Source organism: Burkholderia sp. SR8, assembly GCF_052851275.1.
This window is the reverse complement of the sequence record NZ_JAULUC010000016.1, coordinates 112,239-126,056: the sequence shown is the minus strand read 5'-3', so window position 1 is coordinate 126,056 and position 13,818 is coordinate 112,239. Positions and strand designations below refer to the sequence as shown.

Sequence of the window (13,818 nt, the reverse complement as noted above, 5' to 3'; positions counted from 1 at the left end):
AGGGAAAACCCTAGCGCCATCTGTCAGGAGTCTCACATGAGCTTCATTCTCGCCCTGCTGCAAAAGATCGACGACCTGTTCGTCTCCCCGCACCTGCCGCTCGACGCGGACTATTCGTACGCCGCGCGTCACGCGGAAGTCGAGCGCATGCGTCGTGCGAACCTCGTGCCGATCGTCCTGTACCGTCGCTGATTCGCTGATTCGCTGATTCGCTGATTCGCTGATTCGCTGATTCGCTGATTCGCCGCGGCGCTCGCCGCACCTGCCGGTCCGTTTTCCGCCGTCGCATCGCGCGCCGGTGCGACCGTCCCGCTACACTGGAAGTTCGACTTCCCTCGCGACCCCCGGGCCATGCTGCAGATGCGGCCGATGACGGCCGGCGAATTCCATGCATACCGCACGCGCGCCATCGACGGCTACGCGCGCGACCTCGTGTCATCCGGTCAGAACGCGATCGACGACGCAGCGGGCCGCGCCGGCGCCTGCTTCGATACGCTGCTGCCCGACGGTCTGCTCACCGCGGGCCAGACACTCGTCCAGCTGATCGACGCCGCCACCGGCGATACGGTCGGCGATCTCTGGTACGCGATCGTGGCCGAAGGGCCGAACCGCACGCTGTTCATCTACGACCTCGACATCGTCCCGTCCCGGCGCCGCCAGGGCTGGGCCACGCGTGCGCTCGATGCGCTCGAGGCGGAGGCCCGCCGTCATGGCGTCACGGAGATCGGGCTGTCGGTGTTCAATCACAACACGGCTGCACGTGCGCTCTATCGGGCCTGCGGCTTCGTACCGATCACGACGACGCTCATCAAGCCGGTCGTTCAGGGCTGATGCCATTCGAGCGTACGTCGGCGTAGCGCGCCGCGGCTTGCCGATCCGCTGCTCGATGCGGGGGGCTGAAGCCCAGGCCGGCACGTGCACAATGCGGCCCGGCAAGCGCCGTGAATTTCCCTATTCTCGATATGACGAGCGCCGGACGGCCATCGGAGGTTCGGGCGCGCGCCACGGCCCGCGTCAGCGCGCGTCGCCTTTCCACCGGCGCAGCGGCAACGCCGATATGACGAACGCCGGACGCCCGTCAGACAGTCCGCCGCGCGGGCCGCATCGGCGTGCGCGACCTTTCCATCGATGCAGCAGCCACACCGATATGACAAGCGCCGGACGGCCATCGGACGTTCCGGCGCGCAGCCGCGCATCACCGCGCGCGGTCTTCCCACCGCACCATCAGCAACGCCGATATGGCAAACGCCGTACGCCTGTCGGACATCCCGGCCCCCGCGCCCCCGCATCACCGCGCGTGGCCTTTCCATCGCCGCAGCAGCAACGCGTTCGTGACGACGCTGACGCTGGAGAACGCCATCGCCGCTCCCGCGATCACCGGGTTCAGCCAGCCGAACGCCGCGAGCGGCACGCCGATCAGGTTGTAGACGAACGCCCAGAACAGGTTCTGCTGGATCTTCCGGTAGGTCCGCTTCGAGATGTCGATCGCATCGGCGACGAGCGCCGGATCGCCGCGCATCAGCGTGATGCCGGCCGTATGCATCGCGACGTCGGTGCCGGTCGCCATCGCGATCCCGACGTCGGCCGCGGCGAGCGCGGGCGCATCGTTGATTCCGTCGCCGGCCATCGCGACGATGCCGCCGTGCGTGCGCTTCAGTTCGGCCACCACGCGCGCCTTGTCGTCGGGCAGCACCTGCGCGTGCACTTCGTCGATCCCGAGCGACGCCGCGACGGCCGCCGCACTGCCGCGGTTGTCGCCCGTCACGAGCACGCTCGCGACGCCGCGCGCCGACAGCGCCGCGATCGCGTCGCGCGCACCGGGCTTCACGGTGTCGCCGAACGCGATCAGCGCGAGCGCCGCGCGCGGCGCATCGGCGCGCATCAGCCACGAGATCGTGTTGCCTGCGCGCTCGAGCTCCGCGGCGCGCGCATCGAGTCCGGAAGGCACGGCGACTCCGAGTTCATCGCGCCAGCGCGTGCTGCCGAGCGCGAGAAGCTGTCCGTCGACGCGCGCTTCGACGCCGCGTCCGGCCACCGCGCGGCCATCGGTCGCGACGACTGCACTGGCCGAACCGGCGCCGCTGCCGGCCCGCCCGGCGACGTCCGCATCGTACGCGGCGACCACGGCCCGCGCGAGCGGATGATCGCTCTGCCGCTGGACCGCGGCCGCGAGCGCGAGCGCTTGCTCCCGCGGGATGCCGACGGCGTCGAACGCCGTCACGGACGGCTTGCCTTCGGTCAGCGTGCCGGTCTTGTCGAATGCGATCACGGTCGTGCGCTGCGCGAGTTCCAGCGCCTGCGCGTCCTTGATCAGCACGCCGTGGCGCGCGGCGACGCCGGTGCCGGCCATGATCGCGGCGGGCGTCGCGAGGCCGAGCGCGCACGGGCAGGCGATGACGAGCACCGCGACCGCGTTGAGGATCGCCGTTTCGGTGCCGGCGCCGGCGATCAGCCAGCCGATCAGCGTCAGCACGGCGATGCCGAGGATCGCCGGCACGAACACTTCGCTGACGCGATCGACCAGCCGCTGGATCGGCGCCTTCTCCGCCTGCGCGGATTCGACGAGGCGGATGATGCGCGCGAGCGTCGTCTCGGCGCCGATCGCGGTGGTTTCGACGACGAGCGCACCTTCGCCGTTGATCGAGCCGGCCGTGACCGGATCGCCGTCGTCCTTCGGCACCGGCAGGCTTTCGCCGGTGATCAGCGATTCGTCGACGTGCGAGCGGCCCGACACGATCCGGCCGTCGACGGGCACGCGTTCGCCGGGACGAATGCTGACGGTCGTGCCGACGCGCACCTGCGCGAGCGGCACGTCGCGCTCGACGCCGTGCTCGACGACGCGTGCCCGGTCCGGGCGCAGCGCATTGAGCGCGCGGATCGCCTCGGTCGTCTGGCGTTTCGCGCGCGCTTCGAGCCATTTGCCGAAGCGCACCAGCGTGACGATGACGACCGATGCCTCGAAGTACAGGTGCCCCGGGTGGGCGGGGTCGCGCAACAGCATCCACAGGCTCAGGCCGAACGCGGCCGACGTGCCGAGCGCGACGAGCAGGTCCATGTTGCCGGTGCGCGCCTTCACCGCATGCCACGCCGCGCGGTAGAAACGCGCGCCGAAACCGAACTGGACGATCGACGCGAGCACCAGTTGCAGCCAGCCGTTGAGCATCGCGTCGACACCGAACGGCGCGACGAGCATCGGTGCGACGAGCGGTGCGCTCAGCACCGCCGAGCCGATCACGAGATTGCGTTCGCGGACCGCTTCGCGGCGCTTGCGCGCGTCGGCGCTTGGCGCCGGACCGGTGGCGCGGGGGGCGGCGGTCGCGGCGCCGGCATCCGGAGCGGCGGCGACCGATGCGCGGTAGCCGGCCGTCGCGACCGCCGCGATCAGCACGGCGGCGTCGAGCGTCGCAGCGCCATGCACGGACGCCCGCTCGGTCGCGAGATTGACCGACGCGCGCGCGACGCCCGGCACCGCCGCCAGCGCTTTCTCGACGCGGCCGGCGCAGGACGCGCAGGTCATCCCGCCGATGTCGAATTCGAGATCGGTGGAGGCGGCCGAGGCCGCGGGGGCGCCAGCGGCGGCCGGCGTGGCCGCGACCGGCGTTGCGCCATAGCCGGCCTGCTGCACGGCTGCGGCCAGTTGCGCCGCGGAAACGTCGGGCGCCGCGTCGACGGTCGCGCGCTCGGTCGCGAGATTGACCGACGCACGCGTGACGCCCGGCACCTTCGCCAGTGCCTTCTCGACGCGCGACACGCACGATGCGCAGGTCATCCCGTCGATGTCGAGTTCGATGCTCGCGGGGGCCGTCGGCTGGACGGCGGGGCCGGTGGGCGTCGCGCCATAGCCTGCCTGTCGGATGGCGTCGGCGAGCTGCGTCGCGGAAACGCCGGGCGTGGCGTCGACGGTCGCGCGCTCGGTCGCGAGGTTCACCGATGCCCGCGTGACGCCGGGCACCTTCGCCAATGCCTTTTCGACGCGCGACACGCACGATGCGCAGGTCATTCCGTCGATATCGAGTTCGGTCGTTTGCACTCCCGCGGACGCGAGTGATTCAGTCATGTCGGATTCCCCAAAGGCGCGGTTCGTGCCGCGAATATTCCCAGTATCAACATTCCCATGATGGGAAGGTCAAGGGCGCGATGCGATCCGGAACGGGCCGACGGACGGGGCATTCGCTTCCCGCCGGGCAGCCCACGCGGGACGCGGGCTGCCGCCTGACAGGTGCCGAATCACAGAAATTCGACACTGACGACGGGGCAGCTATCTTCCCACCCGTTATTCGGCATATTGGGGGATGCCCTTAGGCGCTATGATACCGGCCTGACATCAGCGCCCGCCGTAGCGAGACGGCGAACGGGCAGGCTGGGGTGCCTTGCTTTCGCCGATCGTGAGTCGAACAAGGCGTTGACTGACAAGAACGATATTCGGCCAGTAATCAATGATTGAAAATCGACGAGAATCAATTTCCCTGCGGCGCGCGGCAGGCGCGTCGCTGGCCATTGCGGCGCTGCTGGCGGGATGCGCGTCGCAACCGGATGCGATCCAGCGGAAAACCGGCTGGATGCGCGCCGAAGTGGCCGACTCCTATATATACGCGTATCCGCTCGTGCTGATGGACGTCGCGAAGGAAGCCGCGACCGGCGGCGACGGCGCGCAGCCGGGCCAGGCGCCGCTCAACACGCTGCGTCACGCGCAGGCGCTGCCGCCCGTCGGCGCGCTCAACCCGCCGCTGCCGGGCGTCGATACGCTCGACTCGACCGGCTGGCTCGACGTCGGCGCCGAGCCGGTGATCGTCACGCTGCCCGATACCCGCGGCCGCTACTGGGATGCCCGCGCGCTCGACATGTGGACGAACGTGCTGTGGTCGTCGTCGAGCGTGACCGCCCGTGGCGCACGCGGTGCCGCACGATCGCAAACGATTGCCTTCGCCGCGAAGGACTGGCAGGGCACGCTGCCGAAGGGCGCGTTGCGTGTCGACGTGCCGTCGGCCAACGCATGGCTCGAAGTGCGGGTGCAGACGAGCGGCGGCCGCGACCTCACGAACGTGAAGAAACTGCAGCGGGCGATCCGCGTGGTGCCGCTTTCCGTGTACACGGGCGCCGCACGCGGCGCGTCGGTCGCGGTCCATGCGGGCAGCGCGCCGTCGGAAGCTGCAAGCGGCGGCACGCCGGCCGAGCAGGTCGCCGCGCTCGACCCGAAGGCGTTCTTCACGCGCTTCGCGCAGGCGCTGCAGGACAACCCGGCGCCCGCCGACGACGCGCATGCGCAGGAACTGCTCAACGACATCGGCGTATCGGCCGGCTACCCGGTGCTGTGGACGGGCGATCGCCTGACCGCCGCGACGGCCGGCGTCGCCGAAGCGCGCGCGCGGCTTGCTGAGCCGCCGTCGAACCTGCTGAACGCGAACGGCTGGAGCTGGATCGGCGACGCGGCCGGCAAGTACGGCCAGGACTATGCGCTGCGCGCGTACGCGGCGTACACGCAGTTCGGTACCGCGACGCGCGACGACGAGACGCTCGCGCTCGTGCGCGTCGACAGCGACGGCCACCCGCTGAACGGTGCGAACCGTTACGTGCTGCATTTCGCGCCGGGCGCGCTGCCGCCGGTGCGCGGGTTCTGGACGCTGACGCCGTACACGACGAACGGCGCGCTGCCCGACGTCGGCTCCGCGCGCCGCTCGCTCGGCGACCGCGACCGGCTGCGCCGCAACCACGACGGGTCGATCGACGTGGTCGTGTCGGCGTCGCCGGGTGGCGCGCATGCGGGCAACTGGCTGCCGGCGCCGCGCACCGACTTCGCGCTCGCGCTGCGCCTCTACGCTCCGAAGCCGCAGGCGAGCGACGGCTCGTGGATGCCGCCCGCCGTCGTCCGCAAATGAACGGATAGGCGCGGCCGCTGTCCGATCCGCGGGCGCAGCGGCCGCGCCCGAACGCCGTTCCGTCACCACCTGAGCCTATACTTTCGGGATTGCGGGCGCGGCCGCGCCGGTTTTCCGGCGCGCCCCGGCATCCATTCCCGAGGCATCCAAGCATGTCAAGCGCAGACAAACAAACCGTACCTTCGACTCTCCATGCCCTCGGCGGCGTTGCACGTTCGCGCCGGACCCGGCGTATCGGCCTCGGCGTGCTGATCTTCCTCGTTTTGTTCGGACTGCTCGGGTTCTTCGCGGCGCCCCCGCTGATCCGCCATATCGCCGAACAGCAACTGAGCCAGCAACTCGGCCGGCCATCCACGGTCCAGCGCATCGCACTGAACCCGTACACGCTGAACCTCGAAGCCGACGGCGTGCACGTCGGCGAGCGCGGCGGCCAGGGCGACTTCATCGACATCGGCAAGCTCGTCGTGAGGCCGTCGTGGTCGTCGCTGTTCCGCGGTGCGCCGATCGTCAACGAAGTGCGCGTCGACTCGCCGCGCTTTCATATCGTCCGCTACGACGCGCAGCGCTTCAATTTCACCGACCTGATCGAGAAGTTCTCGACGCCGTCGAAGCCGGACAGCAAGCCGACGCAGTTCTCGGTGTCGAACATCCAGGTCAACGACGGCCGCATCGATTTCGACGACCGCCTGCTGAATGAAAAGCACGTGGTCGACAACTGGACGCTCGGCATTCCGTTCATCGCGACGCTGCCGTCGAAGACCGACATCTTCGTGCAGCCGAAGCTGCGCGCGCGGTTCGACGGCAGCCCGATCGCGATCGACGGCAGGACGAAGCCGTTCGCGCAATCGCGCGAGTCCGAAGTCGCATTGAAGTTCGACCGGCTCGACGTGCCGAAGCTGATTTCGTACGCGCCGTCGAAGCTGCCGGTGATCGTCACGAGCGGCCTCTTGAGCAGCGACCTGTCGCTGAACTTCGTGATGAGCGGCGACACGCCGACGCTGCGCGTGTCGGGCACCGTCGATCTCGCCGACGCGAAGGTGACCGATCGCGCGTCCGCGCCGCTGTTCGCCGCGCGCGGCGTGCACGTCGCGGCCGCCGGCCTCGAGCCGCTGCGCAACGCGCTGCGTTTCGACGAGATCCGGATCGACCAGCCCGTCGTCGACCTCGCGCGCGACAAGCAGGGCGTGCTGAACGTCGAGAAGCTGGCCGGCCAGCCGGCCGCCGCGCCGAAGGCTGCGGCCTCGCAGCCGGCTGCGTCGGGCACCGCCGCATCGCCTGCGGCATCGGCCGCTGCAGCAAGTGCCGCGAGCGGCGCGAAGGCCGAAGCCGCCGCGAAGCAAGCACCGCCGCTCGACCTGACGATCCGTCATTTCGCGATCGACGGCGGCACGATCAACGTCGACGACCGCGTGCCGGCGACGCCGACCGCGATGTCGCTGACCAAGCTCGCCGCGACGCTCGACGGCTTCACGCTGCAGGGCAAGACGCCGGCGAAGTACACGCTGTCGACGTCGCTGTCGCGCGGCGGCGACGTGAAGGCCGAAGGCGCGTTCAACCTCGCGGCGAAGCAGGCGGACACGAAGCTGACGGTCGACGCGCTCGCGCTGCCGGCGCTGCAGCCGTACCTCGGCGAAGCGACCCGCGCGCGCGTGCTCGACGGGTCGCTCGGCGCGACCGTCAACGCGAAGGCCGACTGGGGCAAGACGCCGCTCGACGCGCAGGTCGCCGACAGCACGGTGAGCCTGAAGTCGCTGAAGCTCGCGACGCCGGATGCGAAGGCGCCCGCGATCGTGCTGCCGGACGCGAGCGCGAAGATCGCGAAGGTCGACGTCGCCGCGCGCATGGCGGAGATCTCGAGTGTCGACGCGACCGGCCTCGCGCTCGACGTGAAGCGCCTGAAGGACGGCAAGATCGACCTCGCGGCGCTCGCCGAGCCCGCGCAGCCGGCGGTGCCCAGGCGCACGGTCGCGCGCAAGGCCGAGGCGGCCGCGCCGTCGTGGCATTACCGGATCGACGCGCTGAACGTGAAGGACTCGTCCGCGAACTTCACGGACCTGTCGACGCCGCGCGCGGTGAAGCTCGCGATCAAGCCGCTCGACCTGTCGGTGCAGAAGCTCAGCGACGACATGACGAAGCCGCTGCCGGTGCAGCTGAAGGCGACGCTGAACCGCAAGGGCTCGGTGAGCGTGTCGGGCGACGTGACCGCGCAGCCGCTGAAACTCGGCCTGAAGATCAACGGCAACCGCCTCGACGCGGCCGCGTTCGAGCCGTACTTCGGCAGCGCGCTGAACGCGACCATCGCGAGCGCGCTGCTCAACGCGCAGGGCAACCTGACGTTCGCGCAGGTGAAGGACACGCCGCGCGCGACCTATCGCGGCGACGTCGCACTGGTCGACGTGCGGATGCTCGACAAGGCGACGTCCGATCCGTTCGCGGGCTGGCGCTCGCTCGCGCTGTCGAACCTGAAGGTGAACTACGACGAGAAGGGCACCGACGTCGACGCCGCGCGCGTGACGTTCTCGAACTTCTACGGCCGCGTGCTGCTCGACGCGCAGGGGCGGCTGAACCTGAAGGACGTCGTCGCGAAGGAGACGGGCCCCGCGCAGTCGCTGACGCGCGACGCGAGCAAGGGCGAACCGGTGCCGCTGTCGCCGGGCGTGACGCCGCCGGCTGCCGCGCAGGCCGCGTCGGCCGCGGCCGCGCAGCAGGCATCCGCGCCGGCCGCCGCGTCGGCGACGGTCGTCGTGAAGGCCGCGCCGCCGCCGCAGAACCCGGTGCGCATGCATTTCGGCGAGCTGCTGCTGCAGAACGGCCGCGTGACGTACACCGACAACTTCATCAAGCCGAACTACACGGCGAACCTGGTCGCGATCAAGGGGACGGTCGGCGCGTTCGGCACGGACTCGACGACGTCCGCGCCGGTCGACGTCGCCGCGAACCTCGCGGGCAACGGGCCGATCTCGATCAAGGGCACGGTGAACCCGCTGATCGACAAGCCGGCGCTGGACCTGACGGCGACCGCGCACGACATCGAGCTGACCAACCTGACGCCTTATTCGGCGAAATACGCGGGCTACCCGATCACGAAGGGCAAGCTCAACGTCGATCTGCACTACCAGCTCGCGAACGACCAGCTGTCGGCGAACAACCACATCTTCATCGACCAGCTCACGTTCGGCGATCACGTCGAGAACGACACGGCGACGAAGCTGCCGGTGAAGCTCGCGATTTCGCTGCTGAAGAACACGCGCGGCCAGATCGACGTGAACCTGCCGGTGTCGGGCTCGCTGTCGAATCCGGAGTTCAGCATCGGCGGGCTGATCTGGCACGCGGTGCTGAACCTGATCGCGAAGGCCGTCACGTCGCCGTTCACGCTGCTCGCGAACGCGTTCGGCGGCAGCGGCGGCGAGGACCTCGGCTACGTCGAGTTCGCGCCCGGCTCGTACCACCTGACCGACGCGCAGCAGAAGAAGCTCGATACCGTCGTGAAGATGCTGACCGAGAAGCCGTCGATCCGGCTCGACCTGATCGGCCGCGTCGACCCGGCAAAGGACACGCCGGGGCTGCGCGACGCGTACGTCGACCGGCTGGTTCGCCAGCAGAAGCTGAAGGACGTCGTCGGCCAGGGCGAGAGCGTCGATCCGATGTCGGTGAAGGTCGAGCCGGCCGAGTACGGCAAGTACCTGACGCGTGCGTACAAGGCGGCCGACTTCAAGAAGCCGCGCAACCTGATCGGGCTGCAGAAGACGCTGCCCGACGCGGACATGAAGCAGGCGCTCGCGGAGCACGCGCCGGCCGACGACAACGCGCTGCGAGCGCTCGCGCAGCAGCGCGCGCAGGCCGTGCGCCAGTACCTCGACGGCAAGATCGATTCGAGCCGCGTGTTCGTCGTGGCGCCGAAGCTCGATGCGAAGGGCATCGAGGACAAGGGCGCGACGACGCGCGTCGACTTCGGCCTGCAGTAAGCGTTACGCGATCATCCGCCGCCGCGCCCGATCGGCAACCGGGCGCGGCGGCGCGCTTCCTTTCAGCGCGCGGTGAATTCCGGCTCGCGCTTGTCCAGTTCCTTCCTTGCGGCCAGCGGCAGACGGGCATCGTCCCACTGCGCGAGCCATTCGACTTCCTTCGCGGTGAACACCTGACCGTAGTTGCGCAATGCGTACTGCAGCGCGTCGACGACGTGGTGGCGAATGATTTCGGGGGTGCGTGCGTCGTCCAGCACGAACCGGAGAGCTTCCAGGGTCGACATACTCGTGCTCCGGGTCAGGGAAAACCCTTTATCACACGCCAATAGTCGCGCGCCAACCGGGAAAAAAATGCGGCGGCGTCCGGCGGCGACGGGCTGCGCCCGGGCACGCACCGCATTGCGACCGCGCGATGTCATTTGCGATTGGTTACGTTTGATAGAGAACAGAAAGCCCCGCTTCATCGGACCGCCGCACGATCCGGCCATATTTTGCGCGCCTGTTGGCAAGTCATGCGGTTCAACGTCAATCGATGAGGTGGGGTGATGATTTCCAGGTTCGCTAAACAACGAAACATCGCGCTGATGGTGGCGGGCGCGCTGGCGCTCGCCGGCGCGGGCGCCCACGCGGCGCAGCAGAACGGCAACGGCCCGCGCGTGGTGAAGCACGTGCTGCTGATCAGCGTCGACGGCCTGCACGAGCAGGATCTCGCGCGCTGCATCGGCGCGAACACGTGTCCGAACATCGCGGTGCTCGCGCAAAACGGCGTCACGTACACGAATGCGTATACGCCCGGCCTGTCCGACTCGTTCCCGGGCCTCGCCGCGCTCGTGACGGGCGGCTCGCCGAAGACGGCCGGCCTGTTCTACGACGTGTCGTACGACCGCAACCTGTACGCGCCGAGCGACACGACGTGCTCGGGCAAGCAGGGCTGGAACGTCGTGTTCGACGAGACGACGGGCATCGACGCGCAGAACGGCGGCGCGCTCGTGCATCTGGACGGCGGCGGCGCATTCAATCCGCAGGCCATCCCGCACGCGAAGGTCGACGGCCAGTGCGTGCCGGTCTACCCGCACAACTACGTGAAGACCAACACCGTGTTCGAGGCCGTGAAGGCCGGCGTGCCGAACGCGTACACCGCGTGGGCCGACAAGCACGCGTGGGGCTACGACTGGCTGAACGGCCCGTCGGGCACCGGCGTCGACGACCTGATGCGCACCGAGATCAACTCGATCGACCCGGCGACCAACACCGACTACACGGACGCCTATTCGCACACCGCGCGCTTCGACAACCTGCACGTGCAGGCGCTGGTGAACCAGATCGACGGCCGCGATTCGACCGGCACGAAGACCGCGCCGGTGCCGACGCTGTTCGGCGCCAACTTCCAGACGCTCAGCGTCGCGCAGAAGGCGCCGGTCGCGAAGGGCGGCGGCTACCTCGATGCGAACTTCACGCCGAACGGCCAGGTCGCGAACGCGATCACGTACGTCGACAACTCGATCGGCCGCATCGTCGCCGAGTTGAAGCAGCGCAACCTGTACACGTCGACGGCCGTGATCGTCACGTCGAAGCACGGCCAGTCGCCGACCGATCACACGAAGCTCGTGAAGAACGGCGACACGCTGACGAAGCTGCTCGAAGCGAACAACTATCTCGACCCGAACGGCAACTTCGGCCAGAACAACACGACGACGGGCAACCTGAACGACGGCTCGGGCCTGGTCGGCACGGGCTTCGTGCAGACCGACGACGTCGGCCTGATCTGGCTGCGCGACCGCAGCCAGCGCACGGCGGTGGTGCAGACGCTGAAGGCGAACCTCGGCTGCAACGCGCCGGGGATCTGCGCGGACGGTTCGCAGGCGTACATCCTGTACGGCGCGGCGCTGGCCGACCGGTTCGGCGATCCGGCCAACGGCCGCGCGCCGGACATCATCGTGCAGCCGAATCCGGGCGTGATCTATACGACCAGCACGAAGAAGGACGAGGAACACGGCGGCAACGCGCCGGACGACAGCCATCTCGGCCTGCTCGTGTCGTACCCGGGCCTGCATCGCGCACGCACCGTGTCGGACGTCGTCGGCACGAAGCAGGTCGCGCCGACGATCCTCGGGCTGCTCGGCGCCGATCCGAAGCTGCTGCACGCGGTCGTGGCCGAGAACACGCACGTGCTGCCGGGGCTGGGGATCGATCGCTGAGCGGTGGAGCGGGCCGCCCGGCCGGCGGTGCCGCCGGGCCGATAGCGCCGCGATGCCGGTGCACGCCTTGAATTCGGGCGCGTGCACCGGCATATTCGCTGCGCATCACCCGTTCAACGACGCACCGAGAGGATCGTTCATGCGCCTGCTGCTTGCCTTGCTGCTCCCCTGGTTCCAGTTCTTCACGATCGGCCGCCCGATCGCCGGGATCATCTGCCTGATCCTGCAACTCACGATCATCGGCTGGCTGCCGGCAGCGATCTGGTCGGTGTATGCGCTGAGCCAGTACAAGACCGATCGCAAGATCGAAGCGGCGCTGCGCGGGCGCGGGTAGACGCGCAGTGCGCGGTGGGGTGATTCAGCCGCGTGGTTTGTATTTCGGTAGAAATCGGTATGTCTTGTTCACATCGGCGATGTGATTTGTATGGATTTCTGCCTGAATGGCGGATTCGTGCGTGGTTCGGCTTGATGCCGTCCGTTCGTGAGCGGATGCACGATGCACTGCCTGATGCAGCCCGCCGAGCCGCAGCCCCACGACAAAACGGCCGGCCGGACCATCGTTCGACCCGGGCGGCCGCTCCGCCTACTTCACCGCAAACAGCGTCAGATTCATGAAGATCTTGAACGCATAGCCGAGCGTGACCGCACCGAGCACGCCGCCCGCCCACAGGACGACGAACCACATCCAGCCGCGCATCCGCGGCCGCGGCGCGTCGGGCCGGCGGGGCCGGCGGGGCCGGCCGGGCCGGCCGGCGGCGGAATCAGTGGTGGTAGTAATGCTGGTCTTCATGGCGCACCTTGCCTCGGAATACCCAGTAACCCATCGTCGTGTACGCGATGATGATCGGGAGGATAACCGCTGCGCCGACCAGCGTGAAGGTCTGGCTCGAACGCGGCGCGGCCGCTTCCCAGATCGTCATCGTCTGCGGAATCGCATACGGAAACATCGTGACGAGCAGGCCGACGTAGCCGAGCAGCACGAGCGCCAGCGCGAGCACGAACGGCGTCATGTCGTGCCGGTCGCGTACCGCGCGGCGCATCCACGCCGCGCACCCGGCGACCAGGAACGGCACCGGCAGCAGGCGCCAGAACAACCCCGAATCGAACCAGCGCTGCGCGATGGCCGGATCCTGCAGCGGCGTCCACAGGCTGACGACCGCGATGAAGCCGAGCAGCACGACGGTCAGCGGCCACACGACGCGATGCAGGCGCCGCTGCAGGTCGCCTTCCGTCTTCGCGACGAGCCAGCAGCAGCCGAGCAGCGCGTACGTGACGATCAGGCCGAGGCCCGTCAGCAGGCTGAACGGCGTGAGCCAGTCGAATGCGCCGCCGGCGTACACGCCGTCCTTCACGTCGATGCCCTGCAGGAATGCGCCGAGCGCGATCCCCTGGAACAGCGTCGCGCCGGCCGAGCCGCCGATGAACGCGAGATTCCACAGCTGCTTCGTGCGCCGCGCCTTCGCGCGGATCTCGAACGACACGCCGCGGAAGATCAGGCACACCAGCATGAAGATCAGCGGCAGGTACAGCGCCGACAGCACCGTCGAATAGACGACCGGAAACACCGCGAACAGCCCGGCGCCGCCGAGCACGAGCCACGTTTCGTTGCCGTCCCACACGGGCGCGACGGTGTTCATCATCAGATCGCGCTCCTTCTCGTCCGGGAAGAACGGGAAGACGATGCCGATGCCGAGGTCGAAGCCGTCGAGCACGACGTACATGAAGAGCCCCAATGCGATGATCGCGGCCCAGATTACGGTGACGTCCATAGGTTTTCTC

Annotated in this window: 10 protein-coding genes; 6 read left to right on the top strand and 4 right to left on the bottom strand. The window is 68.9% G+C overall.

Going from position 1 to position 13,818, the window contains the following annotated elements; translation table 11 throughout:
• Positions 1–36: 36 nt before the first annotated feature.
• Together Q3A80_RS20840 and Q3A80_RS20835 are read left to right on the top strand one after the other, a co-directional pair.
• A complete protein-coding gene (locus Q3A80_RS20840) occupies positions 37–192 on the top strand; it encodes a hypothetical protein (RefSeq protein ID WP_446330773.1) in 156 nt (51 codons plus the stop codon).
• Between the two features lie 159 nt (positions 193–351).
• Positions 352–831 (top strand): GNAT family N-acetyltransferase, encoded by a 480-nt coding sequence (locus tag Q3A80_RS20835; RefSeq protein WP_446330772.1) that lies wholly within the window; start codon positions 352–354, stop codon positions 829–831.
• 457 nt (positions 832–1,288) lie between these two features.
• On the opposite strand, the gene Q3A80_RS20830 is transcribed toward Q3A80_RS20835, so the two are convergent.
• Positions 1,289–4,057, bottom strand: coding sequence for a heavy metal translocating P-type ATPase (locus Q3A80_RS20830; RefSeq protein ID WP_446330771.1), 2,769 nt, complete (start codon positions 4,055–4,057; stop codon positions 1,289–1,291).
• Positions 4,058–4,436: 379 nt separating this feature from the next.
• Between Q3A80_RS20830 and Q3A80_RS20825 the strand changes: the two genes are divergently transcribed.
• Together Q3A80_RS20825 and Q3A80_RS20820 are read left to right on the top strand one after the other, a co-directional pair.
• Positions 4,437–5,876: a DUF1254 domain-containing protein gene (locus Q3A80_RS20825; RefSeq protein WP_446330770.1), complete on the top strand. Its 1,440-nt coding sequence runs from the start codon at positions 4,437–4,439 to the stop codon at positions 5,874–5,876.
• A 152-nt stretch (positions 5,877–6,028) separates the two neighbouring features.
• The gene (locus Q3A80_RS20820; RefSeq protein WP_446330769.1) at positions 6,029–9,841 is read left to right on the top strand and encodes a DUF748 domain-containing protein; all 3,813 of its coding nucleotides are present in this window, start codon (positions 6,029–6,031) and stop codon (positions 9,839–9,841) included.
• A gap of 62 nt (positions 9,842–9,903) precedes the next feature.
• On the opposite strand, the gene Q3A80_RS20815 is transcribed toward Q3A80_RS20820, so the two are convergent.
• A complete protein-coding gene (locus Q3A80_RS20815) occupies positions 9,904–10,125 on the bottom strand; it encodes a hypothetical protein (protein ID WP_040138834.1) in 222 nt (73 codons plus the stop codon).
• Between the two features lie 261 nt (positions 10,126–10,386).
• Between Q3A80_RS20815 and Q3A80_RS20810 the strand changes: the two genes are divergently transcribed.
• Positions 10,387–12,039 (top strand): alkaline phosphatase family protein, encoded by a 1,653-nt coding sequence (locus Q3A80_RS20810; RefSeq protein WP_446330768.1) that lies wholly within the window; start codon positions 10,387–10,389, stop codon positions 12,037–12,039.
• A 139-nt stretch (positions 12,040–12,178) separates the two neighbouring features.
• A complete protein-coding gene (locus Q3A80_RS20805) occupies positions 12,179–12,373 on the top strand; it encodes a YqaE/Pmp3 family membrane protein (protein ID WP_040130871.1) in 195 nt (64 codons plus the stop codon).
• A 249-nt stretch (positions 12,374–12,622) separates the two neighbouring features.
• Here the strand turns inward: Q3A80_RS20805 and Q3A80_RS20800 are convergent, their stop codons facing one another.
• Together Q3A80_RS20800 and cydB are read right to left on the bottom strand one after the other, a co-directional pair.
• On the bottom strand, positions 12,623–12,829 hold the full coding sequence (locus Q3A80_RS20800; RefSeq protein WP_446330767.1) for a hypothetical protein: 207 nt from the start codon (positions 12,827–12,829) through the stop codon (positions 12,623–12,625).
• Complete coding sequence (gene cydB / locus Q3A80_RS20795; protein WP_446330766.1) at positions 12,801–13,808, bottom strand: cytochrome d ubiquinol oxidase subunit II; 1,008 nt, start codon at positions 13,806–13,808, stop codon at positions 12,801–12,803. The genes Q3A80_RS20800 and cydB overlap by 29 nt, the downstream gene beginning before the upstream one ends.
• Positions 13,809–13,818 lie beyond the last annotated feature (10 nt).